The following is a 21,258-nucleotide window of genomic DNA, read 5'->3' on the forward strand; positions in this document are numbered from 1 at the left end:
GGTGGTGTGAGAGGTCGGATAATCAATTAATGGTTATCCTCCTACTCGATTTTAAGTGTGTGTGGATAAGTGAGCATTATAATTTTCCATCTCCCTCCTTGTGGTCGAAGTCGAGCTAAAATTATAATGCTCACTTATCCACACATAGAGTTAGGGGAAGGGCCGGTAGCCATTTTCATCAAGGGCTTTTTCAGAAGAGTTTGGTGGATACGAGGTTAGAAGAAGGAGAATAGAATAATTTCGTCAAGAGCCTTTTTGAGAGTATAAAAATGATAGGAGCAGAAAGTAGATAAATATATATATAGATGATATAATATTTTGAATAATTAAATGAAAAATAAGGGAGATTTGAATGAAACATAAAAAGGTTATAGGAATGCTCAGTGCTATATTAATTATTTCTGTGGGAGTAAATATAGTAACAGCTAGGCAGCTTGCTAAGCAAAGTAAGATTATTGAGTGTGTAAGTAAAAAAATGTATTATGAAATGGATTATTATATAGAAGAAAGCCTAATATGTTTAGAGACTATATTGATAAATGACAGTGAGAAATTCACAGAATCACTTAAAGAATTGGGGATAAATCTGGAAAAACTATATAGATCTGTTGAAATGTTTAATGATACTGTAGAGAAAGAGATAGATATAAGTGTCATGAAGTCAATTATTTGGGGTATAAATGAAGGATTAGGAGTAGGTACAAGAATCGTACCCATAGGAGCATCAGGAAGTATTTCAAGTCAGGAAAGACGGTTTTTAAACATGCTTTATGAGGATTTAAGGAATATTGATAAAGAGGTTCATAATTTGCAAAATGAATATGATGATGAGAGAGTAGCGGAGGTATTTAAAATGTATTTAGATAGGGATAAATATGAGAACGTGATGGACCCATCTGTGTATAATGCATCTTGTGATTAGCAAAAGCTATTTTTTAAGAGGCATTAAAGCCTGAAAGATAGGTGGGAGAGAAATAGATGAAGAAAATAGGTAAGATTAACATAATGGCGCTTTTGATAATTTTATTATGCATTGTTACAATTGTAAAAACTAGGGTGTTAGAAGTAAAGTCATCAATCAATAATGGTATTATAGCTACTGTGGAAGATGTTCGAGGAGATAAAAACCAATGCATTGTGGAAGTAAGTTTAAGAAAAGAGGATGAAACTGCTTTTGAGGATGGGGATAGAATCTTGATACATAGAATTTCTTCAAAGATGAGTGATTTAGGATGGGATAGCAATATAGATTTGAGTCCGGATAAAAAGAAATTAACGTACGAATTTACAGTTTTTCCAGCATATAAGGGGAAACTTAGAAGATTAGAGCTGACGTTAGATATTCTGATGCAGACTGAAAAAGAAAAAAAGACATTGGATGAAAGCATTTCTGATTTATATGAAGCATATCCACTGGCATATGATTATGAGCAGGAGATTTTCATGATGAATAAGGGTGAAGCTGCTGATGAAATAGAAGCTATTGAAGCAGAAACTGAAAAGGAAGTAGAAGTAGCAGATAAGCTACAGTGATATGTACCAATTGAAGATATTGATAATTTTAGAATTATAGGTGTAGGTTTTAGTGATAATTATGACAGGCAAGTAGTTCAAAATGAAACGAAGAAACAGCTGTTACATATTCGTACAAGTTTAATAGGTGGAGATCAGGGTATTAATAATGAAGCTAGTGTGGAGGGTTTATATAACATGTTGACTGGTGAAACAATAATGTATATTCAAGGTTCTACAACTCCTGAAATAAATACTAGAAATAAAACGATAGAAGAAGGAGGAGGTATAGAGATTAGCGAAAACTATTTTGAGTTAACCAATACAGAAAAGTTAAGTGCTATTAAGCCAGTTATAAGTTATACAAAGCGAAAAGTTATAAACTCAGGAAGATGGACACTAAAGGTTAATGTAAAAGATAATGTAAAGAGCCTGTCAAAGAAAGTGGATTCAGAAATTTAAATCGATGAAGATGAGTTTGAGGCTATAGAAATAGCAGGGGAAAAGCTAAAGCTTGAGGCATAAATACGAGGCAAGCGCATTAGGTACAATGAAAATGGAGTTTTGAGGAGGATGTATGAAGAATAGGAAAAGGGGTTTATTTATTGTAGTGGTAATTCTTTTAATATTAGGAAGTGCTTCTTTGGGTATTAGGAAGTTATTGCAGTTACAAATATGGGACAAAGAAGTAAAAAGTGTCAATGTAGACGGCATAATTGCTACGGTGGAAGAGATTCAAGCAGATAGGCAAAGAGCAATTATTAAAGTTAACTTGAAAAAAGAAGATGGTACACCAATGGATGAGAAAACTAGAGTGGGAATGATAGAGATTTTTTCTAAGCAAGGCATATCAGGATATCATACTAGCATGGCACTAAGTGAGGACCACAAGTCTTTGAATTATACATTTTTAGTAAGCCCACCAATAGAGGAAGAGATGGGAAGCAAAAAAGTATACATATGGCTAAATGGTTTAGTGAGTGTAGAAGAAAAACAACAAGTACTTGATGAAAGTATTTATGATTTATATGAGAAGTTTCCACTAAAAAAGAGTTATGAGGAGGGAGACTCAGAAGGATATATACCTATAGAAGATGTTAATGAATTTAGTATATTGGGTGTAGGCTTTACCAAGAAGAGTAGCATAAGTGAAGAGGTATTTGAAAGTGAGAAACCTATTTTATATATGCGTACTGCGTTTGGTGGGAATAGGCAAACTACAGATAATGAAGCTTGGATTAATGATTTATATAATGAACAAACAGGGGAAACAATTTCAAGTAGGTATGCTTGTTCATTATATGAGACAAAGTATGAGAAGCAAGATAGAGGGGAAAAGGTGCCGGAAGAATTAGAGATTATGGAAAGGTATTATGATTTAACCAGTACAGATGACTTGAAACATATTAAGTCTATTATGAACTATAATATAAAACATCAGGTGGATCATAATAAACGTGCACTTTTCGTAAAAATAAAAGAAAACGTAGCAAGTATTTCTCAGAAGGTAAATGTAGAAGTTAATGTTGAAAATATGCCTTTTAAAATTACAGAAGTGTATATATCATCGTTGGGGGCTACAATTAAAGGAAATGTAATAGGAGAGCAAATTATTGCAGAAGCCATTAATATACCTAGTAGGTTATATATGAAAGATGGCACTTATATAAATTTGGAAACAACATCATATCCAACAGATAGAGTATTCGAGATGGAATATAGATGTGGTGAGGCTATTGATATAGAACAGATTGAATGTATAGAAATAGCAGGGGAACAAGTACAAATCATAAGATAAGCTGAAGATATTTTGAAATAGAGATTAAACATAAAGAGATGTTTAGTAAAAAAAGAGTTTTCCTAGGAAATATTGGCGGATATGGATTTATAGTATAAATAATAGTCTTCCACCTAAAAATAATGTAAAATGGAAGAATGATTTTTATAAAAAGGTTTACAAACTTTGTTTTTAATGGAGGATAAAGTGAAAGATAAATATGCAGCATTTTTACTAGAATGGTTTGACGAAAATAAAAGAGATATGCCGTGGAGAAGGACTTCAGACCCTTATGGCATTTGGGTGTCTGAGGTTATGCTTCAACAGACGCAAGTAGATACAGTCATTCCATATTACATAAAGTTTATGGAGAGATTTCCTACAATTCATGACCTAGCTATAGCTAGCTTAGAAGAAGTACATCATTATTGGCAAGGGCTTGGTTATTATCGAAGAGCTGAGAATTTGCAAAAGGGTGCAAAGCTTATTGATGAAAAATGGGACGGTGTATTTCCGCGTGATCCTAAATTAGTAAAAGATATTCCTAGTATTGGTCCATACACATTGGGGGCTGTATGTAGTATTGCATTTCATATTCCTCTACCTGCTGTAGATGGCAATGTCATGCGTATTTTATCAAGACAGTTTCGTATTTCAGATGATATTGGCGTAGCCAAAAATCGAAAGATTTTCGAAGAGAAAGTCATGGAACTTATGCCAGATGATCCGAATAGATTCAATCAGGCACTTATGGAACTAGGTGCACTTGTATGTACACCTAAAAGTCCAAAATGTGATATTTGTCCAGTACGTACCATTTGTGAAGCACATCGTTATGGCGAAGAAGAAAATTATCCAGTCAAAGAAAAGAAAGTAAAAGTAGGCAAAGAGCAGTATCAGGTAGTCCTCCTCAAAAAAGGTCAAAGATATAGCATGGAAAAACGTCCACAAGAAGGTCTTCTTGCAAATTTATGGGGAACCCCTATGATTGACCACAAGGTGTGGAAGACTTGTGAATTAAATACCTATGAACAAAGAGAGCTTTCAGAGGTTATCCACATCTTTACTCATAAAAAATGGCATATGACCCCAGTGATCATAGGCTGGTCTCAAAAAGCTGAAGCGTTACTTCAAGAAGCCAAAACAAATAACGCGCCACTAGAATATTTCACTCTAGAAGAGATGGAAAACATCCCAGTAGCTACTGCCTTCAAAAAAATAACACAAAAACTATAGAGATATAAAAATAAAAGCTGAGGTATTTAACCACAACTAGCACATACGCGAGAAATTGCCTTGAGTATAAGAACTAGTAATAGGTTAGGTCCCTCAGCTTTTTATATATCTTAATTATTAAAATTTCAACGCGTTTTAGTAGACATTGTAAAAAAGGTATGTGAGAAGATAGCAAAGTATCATATGAGCCCCCATTTTTTACACCTTTATATTCATTATAGTCTCATGAATATTCCATGAAATGACGATAAATTATAAGGGATAAAACACTTAAAATATAAAATATTCTTGAGTAAAAATGGCACCTAGCCAAAAATTAAAAGACAACAAGGAGGAAAGTATATGAGAAGAGTGGTAGCACATATTTTAGTGTGCGTAATGTTTTTAACCACCTTGCAAAATGTAAGTATTTTGAAGGCGGCAGAAAGTAGCCCGTTAGGCTTTGCACTAACTAGGGAAATCTTGAAGGAAGATTCCACAGGACTTAGTGTAGGAGAGCGTGATGACGCCTCTAATGAAAGTGCATTAGTGAAGTTTGAAGCAGGAACAGCAACCAATTATAAATTGGAATATTATATAGAAGCTGTAGAAAGAAATCAAACTGTAACTAAGAAGGTTAGTTTAGATTTTAATAATATTGATAAAACCAATGTTGATTTAGGTGTTACGGTCTCAACTGACGGAAAGGCAGACAATGATAAAATCAGTTATGTAGAGCGTATATTTAATAATGCGAACTTTACATGGGGATATAGTGGCACATCTAATTTAGATGTAGAGAAGGCTGAGAAGAGGTTAGTCTTAGGTACAGGTAGAGACCGTAATGATCAAGAATTTAATATAGAGCTTACAAGCGTTAGAATGACACTTGATGGCAATACACAAGATAATTTAAAGATTAGAGTAAAAGTAATTGGTGAGGATGTTTATGTCTATACGAATGGTATTGCAAAAGGAAACATTACACCATTCAATTTATATTATGATGGTAGTATAGCACCTATTGCATCAGCAGAAATGTTTAATGGACCAAAGAGTTATACAATCACACCAACTCACCTTTATGTAGAAGGCGGGCAGTTAAAAAGCTTAGAAATCATTGAGGATATTACAAAGATTAAACCAGGTTCTGTACCAGGTGTAAAAGTACAGTTTGCGCAAGTTAAAAAAGTTTCAAGTAATAAGTTTGAGTATGTTGATAAAATAACAGGACAAGATAATAGCAAGATTACTTTACAAATTGGGACAAGATATACCATAGGAGATATGAGCAATGCTATTCGTTTAGACTTTAAACCAGAAAATGGTGCAGATGTTAAAATCAATCTTAAAGATACGATAAGTAATGTTGTAAAGGTAGACAATAATACAGTGTCAATGTATTTATCACAAACAAAGGTTGAGGGTGCCGATGTAAGCACTATTAAATGGGATGTTTTAGAGACAAGTACTATTGTAGATGGCTCACTTCAATATGGTAATCAGGCAGAAAAATATTGGCCAACTAATAAAGGTTATACATATTTAGGGTACACATTACATAAGACAAGCAGCAATCAAGTGCAAATTAATATTCAGCCGTATAATATTAAATCACGTGCAACGTATTCTATTTACATATTAAATGATAAAGATACGGAGCGTGGCACACCATCTGTCGTTTATGAATATGACCCAAATAAAACTGAGACAACAAGTATTACAGCCATTGTGCCAGCTCAATCACCAAGTTACTTCCAAGTGGTGGTAAATATTGATGCAAATACATTTGTCTCACAGATGGTATTTTATGATCCAGATGAATTCCCAACAGTACCAGAAACAACACAAATTAAGACAATTGATAATGTATATGTGGTACCAAATGAAAATACACAGATAGAAGGAGCACAGCCTCAAGCAATCGGATTCGATATTGCTTGGACAGCACCTAAAAATGTAGCAAAGCTTCTTAAAGAAGGTAAGCTTTACTATGAATTATTACTTCGTAAAGACCCTAAAGACTATGATCCAATTACTAATACAGGCAATAGTACAGAAGATATCTATGGGACATACTCTAAGATATTTGAAGTATCTTTAGATGATAAAGGACAGGTTATTGTAAAAACAGTAGCAGGTACAGCAGGTAGTGAGGAAAAAAATAAAACACCAGAACTTCGATATAGTGAAGTAAATGAAACATTTACAATGGAAGAAGTTTCACTCATGAACTTTGGGGCACCTAATAATCAGTGGGAAAAGCTTGAGATTAAGGAAAATCACTTAAGTACTGCATCAGGTGGCTATTTAGCTAATGTAGAAGGTACAGCAAAGGATTCATTAGGTAATCGCGTTGTACCAGGCACTTACTATTTATCATTTAGAACAGTACTTGTTTCAAATGATGATGCAATACCAGTTGTTTATAGTGAAGAATCTAATATGGTAGCTGTTTCATTAGATAATACAACAGAGATTGTTCCAGTACCTGGAACGATTACAGGTGAAGATACTAGCAACGAAGATAAAACAGTTATTTCAGAAAAAGTTACAATTAAAAATGTAGATATCAGAAGTTATGTAAAAAGAATGTTAGAACCAGCGCATTTATATTTGTATAAAGATGCTGAAAAAACAACAGGCCGTTATAGCGGTGAATATGAAATTTATCTTTATCAAAAATCAGCACAACTTGCAAGTACAATAGCTGGCGTGGAAAAAGGGACAATTACGCCAATTAAATTAAATAAGGATAGTAATAAAATTAATTTAGATGGTAGTGAAGGATATATTGATAAACTCCGAAGTGGTGGTGTTATTCCAATTACCTTATCAGCAGATGATTTAACAGGACAAGGTAGCGAGGACTTTGAAATTTTAGGACTTGATCCTAATGAAGTGTATTACGTACAGGTACGTATGAAGTTAAATCCATGGAGAAATGATCCATCAGAAGCAGGAACAAAAGATTTCCCAAGCCGCTACTCATTATTTTCTAAGGAATTTACATTTACAACAACGACAACACCTCTTCCACCAAGTGAAGATGATAAGGTACCACCTACACCAGAAAAAATTTGGGTAGTAGAGCAACCTAACAATACAACAGTTACATTAGGTTGGGCACCAGCAGACTTTGAAGAAGATGAAGATGTTTCAAAAACTTATTATGAATTCATTAGAACAGAGCTCGGGCTTGCAGATGATGAAAAGAGTAAAACAATAGAAGATTTAGTTGCAGCAGATGATAAACGTGTAGGTTTCAGATCAGACTCACCGACTACAAGCAATCCACTTATGAGTACTTATACAAGTAAGAATCCTACATGGACGAATTTAACACCAGAACAAGTAGCAAGTAAGTTCCAATTAACAGATAATACATTAAATCCAAATACGGTTTACTACTACTATGTAAGAACAGTATGTATGATTGATGGCAAACCAGTAAAATCTACATGGATTATGGTACCAGTTACAACGGCGCCAGTTTTACCACCTATTAACTTAAAGGTAGAACTTCCAAAGAACTATAGTTATGATGTAACAGATGAAACGGTGATTAGTTTTGATGCGCCAGTGCCATCAGATTCATCAGTACCTACAGATTATGCTTTTGATATTGCAGTACAAGGTGAGATGGATAGTGAATATTCAACAACTAAATATAGTGTTACAAAGCTTACACCAAATACAGGTAGTGATACTTTAACACCAGAGGGATATACACACTTTGTTTATAAGATTACAGGACTCAAACCTAATAAACGTTATTATATTAAGGTAAGAGTTATTGATAAGACCAAACCACTTGTAGATGGCAATACTTATCCAACTTCATTATATTGTGATAAGGTAACAACAAGAACAGAATATGATGAAGACGAAGCTGAAAAAGACAATAAGTATGAAGAGTATCTTAAGAAATTTGATGCAGAGGCAGAAAAGCTTCGCAGAAAGCCTTATTGGGAAGTAGAAGAAGATTATAGTTATAAATATCGCGAAAGTTATATAAAAACAGAGCTTGGGCTTCAAAGTGAGTATGAATTAGTAGTTGGTGATAATGCAAAAGATGCATATTATTATATGCCAGCTAGTTTATTTACAAATGAAAATGCAGCAAATACAACACTTAAAATTACTTTAGGTGAGTATACTGCTAATATTAGACCTTATACATTAACAGAGGACAATGAGCAGATTCAAGATGCCATTGATGCAGTAGCTGAGGACAAAATTGAAGATTATTATGTAGGCATTCGCTTTAAATTATCCAATACAAGTATCAGAATTAACGGCGAATCAGCTGTTTCACCACAGATGACAATTGATATGGAACTTGTGTATATACGAGATAAAGATAGAGATATTGAAGAAAATATTATGAGTGCTTTAAATGAACTCATTGAAAGTGAGAGAAAAACAGTTATTTCTCAGTTAGAAAGAAAAATCTATAATGGTAAAATTGCAGATGACGTTTTAGCAGAAATTATTGAAGAAGCTATGGAAGATATTCAAGAAGACCATATGGAAAAGGTTGAAAGAATATTAAATCGTACAACGAAGAAAGAAATATCAATTAACGAGATTCAAAAATCAATATTACTCGTAGCAAGATTAGATAGTTATGCAGTAAATGCTTACTATTTAATTACAAATTGGACACCAGTAGATAGTTATGCAGTAGGAAATGGCTTTGGAATAGAAGCAAGCAAACTAGGTACATATATTTTGACAGGACAGGCTTCTTTGGTAACTACAATACCAAGCCTAGCACCTTATCAAAGTTTTATTGCAAAGTATAATCTAACAGACTTCTTTACACTTGATAGCTATACGATTAAAACTGCTGCGTCTAAAGAGCAAGTATATGGTGCATTAGCTAGAGTAATAGGTGCCTCAAGAGGAACAGATTATGTTGTCTACTTAAAGAACAATGGTGTAAAAGGTGTAAATAGTATTGGTATGACAAATGCCATTAGACAAGATGAAGCTATTTATCTTATTATGCAAGGGTATGAAAAAGTACATAAACGTTCAGTAAGCAGTATTGCTATTAAAAACAGACAGAGTGTACAAAATATAGGGGCTTTCCAAACACCATATCGCCCATATGTTTATGCAGCTGTAGAACTTAAAATCGTAAGTAACCCAAATTCAAAGGTGGTACCAAGTAAACAAATGAGCATAGAAGAAATCATTGCCATGCTTTATAAAGCACAAGTTTAAAACTTAAGAACCTTAGAAATTTAAGATACCCAAAACTTAAGAACCTTAAAAATTAAGGGGGAGGGAAGCAGATGAAAATTAAAAAGAGAGTGGCAGGTCTATTAGCATTTGCAATGCTATTAGGGAGTACAAATATACTCGGAAACTCACAAGATAGATTGCCACAAGACGGTATTGCACCGATTGTAGTAAGCCATGTGCTTAATACAGGAACAGGAGATATTGTGCCATCGGCACAAATCACATTTAAGCGTGCTACCAATAGTGGCACAAGTAGCAAGCCAGGCGAAACGAATCAACCAGAAGCAGAATACTATAGCTTTATTTTAGATGATATATTTGGAAAGCAAATTGTTTCAGATAGATTTCAAGCAACGAAAGATAAAGAGACTTATGTAGAAAACATTGAAGACCATTTAAATAATGTTAATGAATTTAAAAATGGTAATTTATATAAGGTGACAGTAAGACCAGGACACTTGCATCTTGATGATGAGGGAAGGGAATATGAAGCCCCTCTCTCTAATGCAAGTACAGACCCAGCGAAATATTTCTTAACAGACCTTAATACGATTATGAGAGAAAAAAATGATCAGATTGAAGTTGTGTGGGAGTATATTCCTGGAGCAACATATAAACTTGTTTATATTGACAAGGATACAAATACGAAAGCCGGCGTAGATGGTACAGATGGCAGTGAACAAACAGGCGTTGGGACACAGGTTGTAGTATTATCTGAAGATGACTTAGAGCTTATAACTGAGGGTGGCGTTAAGAAGGTTAAATATATTATCCCAAATACAGTAGCAGGTCAAAAGTATTCAGGTTATGTATTAGTTAACAGTATTTCAAACAGTTTCTTAAAAGACAGATGGGAGAATGTAGGTAAAAATACAGAGAATCCTAAGATTGCACAAGCATCTAGAAGTGTAGGACTTCAAATTACTAATATTGGTAGAAATCGTATTGAACTTAAATGGCAATTAGGTGCATGGGCAGATAACAATACATTAAAGGTAACAAAGGTATATCGTAAGACAGAAGGTGAAACAGCCTATACTTTAATTGGTACATTAAACAATGCCTCTCTTAATCCAAGGGATCCAGGAAAATTTGAGCATGATGAACCTACTAAGAAAAGCAAATATTATGTAGAGTTCATTTTTACAGGACCAAATGGAGATGAATCATTATTTACAACAGAAGAAGAATATGTGCCTTATGAGTTAAGAGAACAACCTCTTAAACCACAAGTACCAACTCCATATTCAGATTCTGTAAAGGATAAAGAAGGATTTGAAAAAAAAGACTATCTTGTAACAGGTGACGATGTAAGTGTTGATAAAATGAAACCTAATACATTTTATATGAAGAGTAAGAACCCGCTTCAAATCCAACTTGTTTGGGATGCACCTAAAAAATCAGATGGTAAAATCGAATATGAGATGAAATATGATATTTGGGTAGCAGAAGATGAAGATATGCTAAATGATGAAGAAGTAGAACCAATTATTAAAGATTTATCAATTGATTCTAATATGCAAGACGATTTAATTTATAAACAAGATAATAAAACGGTTATTGGTTTTAAAACATTATTATCAGAGTATATAACAAGTCAAGGTGATATAAAATCACTTGTATCAAACCAGACATACTATATTAAAATTGTAGCTAAAAGAGACTACAGTGGAACATATAGTATTTCACAACCAACCATTGTTGCTATTACAGTAGATAAAAATGGAGATATTTTCACGCCACCAGTTTTAGCTAAGCCACCACTTAGAATTCAAGAAAATGGTATTGCTGTAGATAGCATTAAAATTGAATGGTTAGAAAAATGGTATGAAATCACTGCAAATAATCCTAATAATTATACAGATGAAGATGAAAGATTCTTTGCAAGATTATGGAATAGTAGAGTATTCACAGGTGGGGCACCTGCTATTAAGTTCCAAGGTGAAGAAGATAAGGAACTTAAAGAACATATTTTAATGACAAAAAAAGATGTAGAAGCTGTTAAGACAATAGTAGGTAACAGTTATAGCAATGATTATAGAGACAGAGAAGTTTCTCTAGGAGAAGACATTAAATATGAAGTAAAAACTTTACTGTATGATGATGTACTTAAGCAAATTAAAGATAAAAATGCGGATGTAAGTACACCAAGCAGCATTACTTTTGAAAAGTGGATTGTAGATAATGAAAGTGATACGGTAGATGGTTGGCGAACAATTACACCAGGCAGCGTAAATCATGGAGATAACTTACCATGGAAAGACTTTAAGGTAGAAGGTTTAGAACCTAATACACGTTATGTCATTTTAGTTAGAGCGTACCGCGTACTTGAAACAGGCCAGAAGCTAACACAAACTTTCCCAAGTTATGTAATAGGTACAACACTTTCTGAATATGAGTCACCAGAAGCAATTCCAACAGTACCAACATTAAACCCAAATGGTGTGACAGATGCATCTGTTTCAGTTTGGTGGACATATAATGAAGATTTTGACTATGAAATTGTTTATAGCAGATTAGAAGATCCTAGTAAGGCAAAAACTTGGGAATTTAAAATCTCTAATGAGCCAGGAGACAAAGATTATGTTGCAAATGGTGGTAAGGCGATTGTAACAATTACAGATTTAATGCCAGATACTACATATAATGTATGGATTCGTGCGAAACAAAAAAAGGGTAGCGAGATTTCTAGCTGGAGTAACCCAGTTACACAAACAACGAATACGATTGAAAATCCTGATCCACCAAGAGGACTAGGACCAGCTGCTTACCAAAGCATTTTAGAAATTGGTCAAGATTTTAAGCCTGTTACAAATGAGTACATTACAGTAGAGTGGCTTAAGGATGTAGAGGACAATGAAGAAACAGAAGCTGCGAATAAAGTGTACTCATATGTATTAGAGTTTGCAGATAATCCAGAGTTCTTAGATGCCTTAACTGTTACAACAGGTGGGAAAGGCGATAACCCAGATAAAGTTGAAATACTAGATAAGACAATGGTGAAATTTTTAGAGCTTGAAGCAAATAGACCATATTATGTAAGAGCTAAAACAGTATTAACATTTACAGACCCAGAAACAAAAAGAGAAATTGTACGAGAATCTGAGTTTACTAAATCCGTAAGAATACTGACTAAGACTTCAGATGACGAGTATGATGGTGGGGAAAATGATAATGTAGTTATTTACCCAGAACCAGTTGAAGAAACTTATAAAGATGATATTTGGACATGGGAAATCGTAGATAGTGCGAAAATCATTACACAGATTCAAGCTAAAAAAGATTATTACTATACAATTAATGTAGAGCTTTACAAAAATAAATATGATGCCAAAGTAAGACGCATCAAAATGGCAAAATCAGTGTTAGATACACTGGCTAACCAAGGTATGGAACTTAGAATCCAAACGAATATTGGTGTGTATGAGATTCCAGCTAAATCACTTAGTTATTACAGTAATATGCATAGCGCCAGCGACAAAGTACAATTTGACCTTACAACAGCTAAGTCTTCTGATATTTATGCATATCAAAGAAGTTATCCTGAAATGCTAGTAAAAGGTGAGCGTTTACAGATTACCTTTAGAGGTGAAAATCGTACAACAGAAGTTAAGAAGTTAGATGGTTATGCAAGAGTTAAATTAAAGTTAGATGCACTTGGTTCATATAACTATAAAGATTTGTATACATATACATATTTATATGACCAAGCTTCTTGGACAAAAGAAAATTATACAGTTGAGACATTAACAAATAGTTATCTAACTTATCGTACAGCCCAATTAGGACTTTATGCAGTATATGAAAAGGCTATTACATCTACTAATAATATTACCTATTTGATGAGTAGATTAAGTAATACCTATAATATAGAAGGTCTAGGTTCAGTTTACTATAGTAAAGATTATGTATATCGTGATCAATATGTTATTTTACTAATGGGTATTGCTCAAAATCAAACAAGCATAAACCTGACACAAAAAGCAAGCAGTGATTTATTAAATAAGGCAAAGACAGCCGGCATTTATGTTAGTAGCAATAGTGGTACAATTACAGAAGAGCAAGCAATAGCAGGTATTGTAAAACTTTATGAAATCAAAAATGGTTATAAAATTAAACCATCGAGCATGAGCTTCTCTAATGTAAGTGCCAACTATCGTGAGGCTGTAAGAAAAGCTTATGCAATAGGCCTTATCACAGATATTAACCCACAAGCAAAAGTCACTTATGGTACATTATGTGATTGGGTAGCACAGGTAGTAGAATAAAATAAAAAATAGAATTAAAAGCAGATTGAATAAAAAATAAGAAAAACCTCCATACTTTAGACATAAAATAAATGGTAAAGTATGGAGGTTTTTCTTATGAAACATATAAAACATATAAAGGATAGAAGCCTTATGTATATTAAAAATATCATTTCTGATAAATGTTACTTGGGTATAATTTTAGTAGCTATTTTATCTATTGCATACATATTTACTTTAGATACCTACGACAGAGGGGAGACACAGGTTGCAAAATTGTATAAAGCAGTAAGTGTAAAGGGCATTAATTATGAACAGATAGAAGTTAATGTAAAAGGTGTTACGGAAAATAGACAACTACCTATAGAAGAAGTCATGGCAAAGGAAAAGGCATGTAATGACGTTTTAAGTCACACGAAGGAATGTTCCAAACTATGTGCAATTATACACCCCGTTAATGGAGAGGTGGAAGTACTTGCACAAGATGATTATATAAGCGCCACCACAAGCAACACGCAAGATATGAGTACTTATACATTAACCATTAAAAGTGAAGAAAGAAATCCTGACACGACTGTTTATAATATGAAGATTCAAGGTCTTCAAGATGTAGCAACTATAGATAATATGCGAAATAAAAGCATAGATCTTTTTAAGGAATGGGATACAAACCCAAATGAAACAATCAGCTTTGTCGGTTATATAGATGGTCAGCTAGATACTGCCCAAAAACAAAATTATAAAACACAAATTTTCAAGTCTTTAAACGGTCGTTTTGTTACATACTATCAAGACGATTACAATCCAACAACTCAGGCATATTATGGCTACACGCCATTAGTCAAAGAATATACTACGACAACTCAAGGTACCAAAACCAACACGCAAGTCACATTCACTTACAATGAAATATTAGATCAAACACAAGTCATCATAGCCTTTCCTTTTTACAATCAACCCTATTAAACAATATAAAATGATTCATAACAATTAAAATAAAAGTATTTGATTAAGGTGGACCTCTTAACATCCGTCGTCTATTTAGCACTCATATATATTTAGTTGCTACATATACTATATTAATGGGATATGGGAGGGGATTGGTGTGCAAAAACTTATTAGGGTAATATGCTTTATAGGGACAAGTTTGTTTTTGATTCCTATTATTATCATATATGGCAGCGGCTATAATAGACAGGACATGTTAGCTCAAATTCAATCAAAGCAGATAAATCAAGATGAAAATGAAGAGACATTATTAGATGAATCGCTTATTATTCCAATTTTAGCTAAGGAGATTTCTTATACATACGAGTATGAAGCAATTAAAGCGCAAGCAGTAGTCATTAGAACATATATGGCAAGACGGGCATTAGGCATGCAAACGAAAAGTGAACTAACAGGTTATACAGAGAAAGAAATGAAAGCATTATGGCAAGATGAATATGAGAGTATATATGAAACATATAAGGAAGCAGTAGAAGAAACTAAAGATGAACTTATTTTATATAATGGACAACCTATACAACCTATTTATCATAAATCAAGTGGAACCTGCACGAGAGATGCAAAAGATGTGTATGGTGTAGAAGTACCTTATCTGGTAAGCGTAGCAAATCAAAATGCAGCCACGAACACTCAGGTTAAAATGAGTAAAGAAGAGATTATTGTAGCACTTAAGAAACAATATCCTCAGTTAATTGCAGATGAGAAAACATTAGAAAATCAGATTCAAATCATTGAGAAGGATGAGGCTGGTTATATAAAGAATATTCAAGTTGGTAATGTGATTCTAGACGGTGAAAGTTTTAGAAATCTATTAGGGCTTGAATCTTGCAATTTTAAAATATATTTATCTGGAGATCAGTTTATTTTTGATGTAGTAGGTAGTGGCAATGGTGTAGGCTTTAGTCAGGACGGTGCCAATGAGCTAGCTAAACAAGGAAAAGGTTATAAAGAAATACTAAATCATTATTATACGGGGATAGAAATAGAAAAATATAGTAATAGTGACAAAAATGATTAAAAAATTTAAATATAATTGAATAATAAGAAAAGACTCTGGCGATAATTAGAACGTCGGAGGTGTAAATAATGAAAATGAACAAAGTTACACAGTTTTTAAAGCAAAATGTATTTTACATTTCAATGGGAATTGTCATCATTGGCGCTCTTGTAGCTGTACTATTCTTACCTAAAGAAGGTAATGTGCCACCAGACTCAAATATTAAAAATGAGCAAGCAGGCGGCAATGTATCAGATGACTATGAGGGTGCACCTATTATCGTTGATGATGCGCTTCCAACGGATGATGCTATGACATCTGAAGAGGAAGCAGTCACAAATGATGAGAGTGTAGCAGTAGACGAAAATAATGAGGCACAAGAAGAAACTCAAGGAGTTAATGAATCAGCTGAAAATGTAACTAGTGATAATTCAGAAGGTACAACATCAGAAATAGCTGATGAAGAGCTCAATACACAAACATTTGCAAGTACTACAGCAGATGAATCTACAGAACCATTTTTTGCGGATGGTGATACATTTGCAGAACCAGTAGAAGGAAGTACAGTTGTTCCTTATACTGATGATAGTACAAAATATTGGTTTAGTGATACACTTAATCAAACAATGCGTACTTATGGTGTTTGTCTTGCAGCTAATGAAGGTGAAGAAGTTAAAGCTGTTGCGAAAGGTATAGTTACTGATATCGTGACAGATTCAAGTACACTAGAAGGCTGGGATATGCCATATGTAGGTAAAGTTATGATTGTAGATTTAGGTAATGGCTATAAAGTAGCTTATGGTTTCCAAGGCGGAACGCCAGATGAGTCACTCAAAGGTCAACTTGTTAATGCTGGAGATATTTTAGGTACAGTAGGTTCTCCAGTAGGTCCATTTGTTGCTGAAGGTGAAAATATCTATTTACAATTAACACATGATGATGAAGTAATTGACCCAACAAACTACTTTGAAGTAGCTCAAAATTAAACAAAATGAAGATATCGCGAAAATTTCACGATATCTTTTTTTGTATTATAAGCAAAATGAGTACTCTTTTCTTTTGTATTCATTTCCTTGTCTAAAAGCTCGCTGGTGTAGCTAGTAGGTTCTAGGTACACCAGCGAGCTATTTCTCGACAACTCCTATTTTTGGTTTTTAAACCTGAATGTACTTTTGAAGAAATTGCTCCCACGTTGGGCGTTTTCATCCTCGAAGTATGGGTGTGGGTAAATTGAATATATATTTTATCGCGACTTCGACCGTAGGGAGGGAGCAGGAAAAATATATATTCAACTTATCCACGCCCTATTTCCCCCAAGTCCAAACGCCCGCACAATTTCTTGCAAAAATAAACGTTAATTTGTAATAACTGGGAAGTGCTATGCATACATATAAATCAAGAGTCGTGTTAAGGGGGACCTTTTCTTGAAAGCGTATATAGAAGAGAGAGCAGTAGAGGCTGCCAAATTTATCATTACTTATAACGCTACGGTAAGAGAAACTGCTAAGAAGTTTGGTATTAGTAAAAGTACAGTTCACAAAGATGTAACTGAGCGACTTGAGAAGATAAATCCAAAGCTTGCTAATGAAGCTAGAAAAGTTTTAGAGCTTAATAAAGCAGAAAGACACTTAAGAGGAGGACTGGCAACTAAAGAAAAGTATTCAACTATTATGAAATAGTTTTGAGAAATGGGGCTATTACATTAATTCTAAATGTAATAGCCTCATAATTATTTTAGGCTAGGAAACACTAAAAAATAAATATAACTTTTATGCAAAGTATAATGAATGATGTTATAATTATTTGAGAGATTACACATATAAGAGATTACAACAAACATATATACACAGTAATGCATATATATGAAATTATGATAGATGAAGGAGAAACTTTATGTTTGGAATGGGCGCTGATATAGGAATAGATTTAGGTACAGCATATGTACTTGTATATGTAAAAGGAAAAGGAATTGTACTACGTGAGCCGTCAGTAGTAGCAGTTAAAGAAAAAACAAATGAAGTAATTGCTGTAGGTGAAGAAGCTAGAGCGATGATAGGAAGAACACCAGCTAATATTAGAACGATTAGACCTTTAAGACAAGGTGTTATTTCGGATTATGATGCAACAGAGGCGATGCTTAGATATTTTATTCAAAAAGCAATTGGTCATAGACTTGTTAAACCAAGAATTGGCGTATGTATTCCAAGTGGTGTAACAGAAGTTGAAAAAAAGGCAGTAGAAGATGCTACAAGACAAGCAGGGGCTAGATTTGTAGATACAATTGAAGAGCCAATTGCAGCGGCTATTGGTGCTGGTATAGATATTTCAAGACCTTGTGGAAGTATGATTGTAGATATCGGTGGTGGAACTGCGGATATAGCTGTTATTTCATTAGGTGGTGCTGTTGTTAAAAGATCACTCAAAATCGCGGGGGACGAATTTGATGATATGATTGTAAAATTCATGAGAAAGAAATATAGCCTTCTTATTGGAGAAAGAACAGCAGAAGAAATAAAAATTAGTGTGGGAAGTGTATATAAAAGAGAAGAACTTGCCGAAATAGAAATAAGAGGTAGAGACTTAGTATCTGGACTTCCTAAAAATGTAACAGTTAACTCAGAAGAAATAAGAGAAGCATTAGCAGATAGTGTAACAGGTATTATTGATGGTATTCGTGCTGTTTTAGAAGAAACGCCACCAGAACTTGCTTCAGATATTTCTGATAGAGGAATTGTTCTTACTGGAGGCGGAAGCCTTATTTATGGACTGGATAAGTTGATTACAGAAGCTACTGGCATTAATACAGTTATTGCAGATGATGCTATGAGCTGTGTAGCCATAGGAACTGGAATGTGGGTTGACTATAGATATGCTAAAGGGCATAGACAAGCGTAGAAAAACCGTAAAAAGTTAACAAATGATAGTTAGAAATAAAAAGTTAACTATGGAAAAAATAGAGGGAAGAGGAGAAGAAAAGCTTATGATAAAGGGTTTGTATACGGCTGCTACGGGGATGAATGTGCAGTCTAAGAAAATGGATGTAATTTCTAATGACTTAGCTAATGTGAATACTACAGGATATAAGAAAGACACAACGGTCATCACTTCTTTTCAAGAGACACTTATGAAGAGAATTAATGATATGCAACATAATCAGCCTAATAATGGAAGAATAGGTTCTATGTCTTTAGGAGCGAAAGTAGCTGAGGTTTATACTCAGTTTACTCAAGGCTCTGTAAGAAATACTGGAGAAATTACAGATTTAGCAATTCAAGGTGATGGCTTTTTTGTAGTGAATACACCAAATGGTGAGGCATATACACGTGATGGAAACTTTAGTATTAATCAAAATGGTGATTTAGTGACATCAGAAGGCTATAGTGTAATGGGACAAGCTGGCGCTATTAGTTTTGGTGAAGATTTCTTAAGCCAAGGTGGAAATGTTGTTATTAAAGAGAATGGTGAGGTTTACTTAGACTCAGAATATATTGATACATTAGATCTGGCAAACTTTGCAGATACTAGAGCACTAACTAAAATGAATGACAACTTATATAGTAGTACCGCACCAAGAACAGAATTTACAGGTTCACTTATTCAAGGATTTTTAGAGACATCTAATGTAAACTCAGTAACAGCTATGGTCGATATGATTACAGTTTCTAGAACATATGAAGCAAATCAAAAGGTATTACAAACACATGATACGTTATTAGGAAAAGCAGTTAATGATTTAGCTAATGTATAATAAGGGGGATAAGTAAACAATGGTAAGAGGATTATGGACAGCTGCATCTGGTATGACAGCACAACAATTAAACGTAGATACAATCGCAAATAACTTGGCTAACGTAAATACAGTAGGCTATAAAAGGGAGACAACAAACTTTAAAAGTTTATTATATGCAAACTTAGGAACAACAGCAGAGAGAAATAATGTACAGCAACCATCTACATCTCAAGTAGGTCATGGTGTACGTGCGCTTGCAAACTCTCGTAATTATACATCTGGAACACTTACACAAACAGATAATCCTACAGATTTAGCAATTCAAGGGGATGGGTTCTTTGCAATTGATAAAGGTGATGATACTGTAGCGTATACAAAAGATGGTAGTTTTAGAATTTCTATGCTTGCTGATGAAGGTGCCTATGCACTTGTAACTTCTGATGGAAATACAGTACTTAGTACAGAAGATGAATCTATTATTATTGGAACAGATGTACCAATTGATAAGGTGACAATTGGACAAGATGGTTCAGTTTACTACATGGATGAAGATACAAATACAAGAATGGATATTGCTCAAATCAAGATGGTGCAGTTTGCGAATGTACAAGGCCTTGAAGCTATAGGAAATAACTATTATGTAGAAACACCTAATTCAGGAGTACCTCTAGTAGAAGGTGAAGATGAAGGAATTCGAAGAAGTACAATACGTACAGGCTATTTAGAGGGGTCTAACGTACAAGTTGCTGATGAAATGGTTAAGTTAATTGTGGCACAAAGAGCTTATGAACTTAATTCAAAGGCTATTCAAACAGTAGATACAATGCTTCAACAAGCTAATGAACTTAAGCGTTAGTTAGGAGGTTAAGACATGGATATTACAAGTATTCAAAGTGTAGTTGATCTTCAAAAAGATTTAACAGCACAAAATAATAAAGTAGCAAATACCGATTTCAGTGAAACACTTCAAAAAGCTATGGCAGAACAAAATACAGATGAATTAAAAGAAAGCTGTAAAGAAATCGAAAGTTATATGCTTTCTTATGTTTTTAAAAAAATGAAAGATAGTATGTTAACGGGTGAAGGTATTACTGAAAAAGGCGATTATGAAGAGATGTTTGAAGATAGTATGATCGAGGCAATGTGTGAAAATATGGTAGAAGCAGGTGGCATTGGCCTTGCTGATAGCATGTACAAGCAGATGTTAAGTACATATCAAGCACAAAATAATTTAGCTAATGAACAAGCGATGCATACAAGTAGTGTAGACCAAGAAATATAAAAAAATATATAATTGTGTTGACAAAGCTATAGCACGTTGCTATAATGAGTTCAATTGAAAAATTAATAATGAATTTAATAATTCTTATCCAGAGAGGTGGAGGGACAGGGCCCTGTGAAACCCGGCAACCTAGTTTATAGACTAAGGTGCCAATTCCCACGTGTGTTATACATACGTAAGATGAGGATCAATGAACAGATACAAAGGCCTCATTCTTAGAATGAGGTCTTTTTTATT

15 protein-coding genes and 1 riboswitch are annotated in these 21,258 nt (G+C 33.9%); all 15 genes read left to right on the forward strand.

Going from position 1 to position 21,258, the window contains the following annotated elements; all coding sequences use genetic code 11:
* Window positions 1-352: 352 nt before the first annotated feature.
* Window positions 353-922 carry a hypothetical protein gene (locus AC1VAQ_RS13765; RefSeq protein ID WP_302599178.1) on the forward strand — a complete coding sequence of 190 codons (570 nt, stop codon included), beginning with the start codon at window positions 353-355 and terminating at the stop codon, window positions 920-922.
* A 56-nt stretch (window positions 923-978) separates the two neighbouring features.
* Window positions 979-1,533: a hypothetical protein gene (locus tag AC1VAQ_RS13770; protein WP_302599180.1), complete on the forward strand. Its 555-nt coding sequence runs from the start codon at window positions 979-981 to the stop codon at window positions 1,531-1,533.
* Between the two features lie 177 nt (window positions 1,534-1,710).
* A complete protein-coding gene (locus tag AC1VAQ_RS13775; protein WP_302599181.1) occupies window positions 1,711-1,974 on the forward strand; it encodes a hypothetical protein in 264 nt (87 codons plus the stop codon).
* Window positions 1,975-2,089: 115 nt separating this feature from the next.
* Window positions 2,090-3,310, forward strand: coding sequence for a hypothetical protein (locus tag AC1VAQ_RS13780; protein WP_479904038.1), 1,221 nt, complete (start codon window positions 2,090-2,092; stop codon window positions 3,308-3,310).
* Window positions 3,311-3,496: 186 nt separating this feature from the next.
* Window positions 3,497-4,525 carry an A/G-specific adenine glycosylase gene (mutY, locus tag AC1VAQ_RS13785; protein ID WP_302599185.1) on the forward strand — a complete coding sequence of 343 codons (1,029 nt, stop codon included), beginning with the start codon at window positions 3,497-3,499 and terminating at the stop codon, window positions 4,523-4,525.
* A 342-nt stretch (window positions 4,526-4,867) separates the two neighbouring features.
* Window positions 4,868-9,736: a hypothetical protein gene (locus AC1VAQ_RS13790; protein ID WP_479904039.1), complete on the forward strand. Its 4,869-nt coding sequence runs from the start codon at window positions 4,868-4,870 to the stop codon at window positions 9,734-9,736.
* Window positions 9,737-9,807: 71 nt separating this feature from the next.
* Window positions 9,808-14,025, forward strand: coding sequence for a fibronectin type III domain-containing protein (locus AC1VAQ_RS13795; protein WP_479904040.1), 4,218 nt, complete (start codon window positions 9,808-9,810; stop codon window positions 14,023-14,025).
* 96 nt (window positions 14,026-14,121) lie between these two features.
* A complete protein-coding gene (locus AC1VAQ_RS13800; RefSeq protein ID WP_302599190.1) occupies window positions 14,122-14,970 on the forward strand; it encodes a YwmB family TATA-box binding protein in 849 nt (282 codons plus the stop codon).
* A 139-nt stretch (window positions 14,971-15,109) separates the two neighbouring features.
* A complete protein-coding gene (locus tag AC1VAQ_RS13805) occupies window positions 15,110-16,030 on the forward strand; it encodes a SpoIID/LytB domain-containing protein (protein WP_302599191.1) in 921 nt (306 codons plus the stop codon).
* A 68-nt stretch (window positions 16,031-16,098) separates the two neighbouring features.
* Window positions 16,099-16,995: a peptidoglycan DD-metalloendopeptidase family protein gene (locus AC1VAQ_RS13810; protein ID WP_302599192.1), complete on the forward strand. Its 897-nt coding sequence runs from the start codon at window positions 16,099-16,101 to the stop codon at window positions 16,993-16,995.
* 438 nt (window positions 16,996-17,433) lie between these two features.
* A complete protein-coding gene (gene spoIIID / locus AC1VAQ_RS13815) occupies window positions 17,434-17,688 on the forward strand; it encodes a sporulation transcriptional regulator SpoIIID (protein WP_054739658.1) in 255 nt (84 codons plus the stop codon).
* Window positions 17,689-17,902: 214 nt separating this feature from the next.
* Window positions 17,903-18,904, forward strand: coding sequence for a rod shape-determining protein (gene mreB, locus AC1VAQ_RS13820; RefSeq protein ID WP_302599193.1), 1,002 nt, complete (start codon window positions 17,903-17,905; stop codon window positions 18,902-18,904).
* Between the two features lie 85 nt (window positions 18,905-18,989).
* Window positions 18,990-19,757: a flagellar basal-body rod protein FlgF gene (gene flgF, locus AC1VAQ_RS13825; RefSeq protein ID WP_479904041.1), complete on the forward strand. Its 768-nt coding sequence runs from the start codon at window positions 18,990-18,992 to the stop codon at window positions 19,755-19,757.
* Between the two features lie 19 nt (window positions 19,758-19,776).
* Window positions 19,777-20,595, forward strand: coding sequence for a flagellar hook-basal body protein (locus tag AC1VAQ_RS13830; RefSeq protein WP_302599195.1), 819 nt, complete (start codon window positions 19,777-19,779; stop codon window positions 20,593-20,595).
* A 15-nt stretch (window positions 20,596-20,610) separates the two neighbouring features.
* On the forward strand, window positions 20,611-21,021 hold the full coding sequence (locus AC1VAQ_RS13835) for a rod-binding protein (protein ID WP_302599196.1): 411 nt from the start codon (window positions 20,611-20,613) through the stop codon (window positions 21,019-21,021).
* Window positions 21,022-21,102: 81 nt separating this feature from the next.
* Window positions 21,103-21,208: riboswitch (SAM riboswitch) on the forward strand.
* The last annotated feature ends 50 nt before the right edge of the window (window positions 21,209-21,258 follow it).

This window comes from Cellulosilyticum sp. (genome assembly GCF_982396655.1).

What these genes read in the sequence shown, in the direction of transcription:
- AC1VAQ_RS13765 (WP_302599178.1), top strand. Translation starts at nt 353, where the DNA reads ATGAAACATAAAAAGGTTATAGGAATGCTCAGTGCTATATTAATTATT.
- AC1VAQ_RS13770 (WP_302599180.1), top strand. Translation starts at nt 979, where the DNA reads ATGAAGAAAATAGGTAAGATTAACATAATGGCGCTTTTGATAATTTTA.
- AC1VAQ_RS13775 (WP_302599181.1), top strand. Translation starts at nt 1,711, where the DNA reads ATGTTGACTGGTGAAACAATAATGTATATTCAAGGTTCTACAACTCCT.
- AC1VAQ_RS13780 (WP_479904038.1), top strand. Translation starts at nt 2,090, where the DNA reads ATGAAGAATAGGAAAAGGGGTTTATTTATTGTAGTGGTAATTCTTTTA.
- AC1VAQ_RS13790 (WP_479904039.1), top strand. Translation starts at nt 4,868, where the DNA reads ATGAGAAGAGTGGTAGCACATATTTTAGTGTGCGTAATGTTTTTAACC.
- AC1VAQ_RS13795 (WP_479904040.1), top strand. Translation starts at nt 9,808, where the DNA reads ATGAAAATTAAAAAGAGAGTGGCAGGTCTATTAGCATTTGCAATGCTA.
- AC1VAQ_RS13800 (WP_302599190.1), top strand. Translation starts at nt 14,122, where the DNA reads ATGAAACATATAAAACATATAAAGGATAGAAGCCTTATGTATATTAAA.
- AC1VAQ_RS13810 (WP_302599192.1), top strand. Translation starts at nt 16,099, where the DNA reads ATGAAAATGAACAAAGTTACACAGTTTTTAAAGCAAAATGTATTTTAC.
- mreB (WP_302599193.1), top strand. Translation starts at nt 17,903, where the DNA reads ATGTTTGGAATGGGCGCTGATATAGGAATAGATTTAGGTACAGCATAT.
- flgF (WP_479904041.1), top strand. Translation starts at nt 18,990, where the DNA reads ATGATAAAGGGTTTGTATACGGCTGCTACGGGGATGAATGTGCAGTCT.
- AC1VAQ_RS13830 (WP_302599195.1), top strand. Translation starts at nt 19,777, where the DNA reads ATGGTAAGAGGATTATGGACAGCTGCATCTGGTATGACAGCACAACAA.
- AC1VAQ_RS13835 (WP_302599196.1), top strand. Translation starts at nt 20,611, where the DNA reads ATGGATATTACAAGTATTCAAAGTGTAGTTGATCTTCAAAAAGATTTA.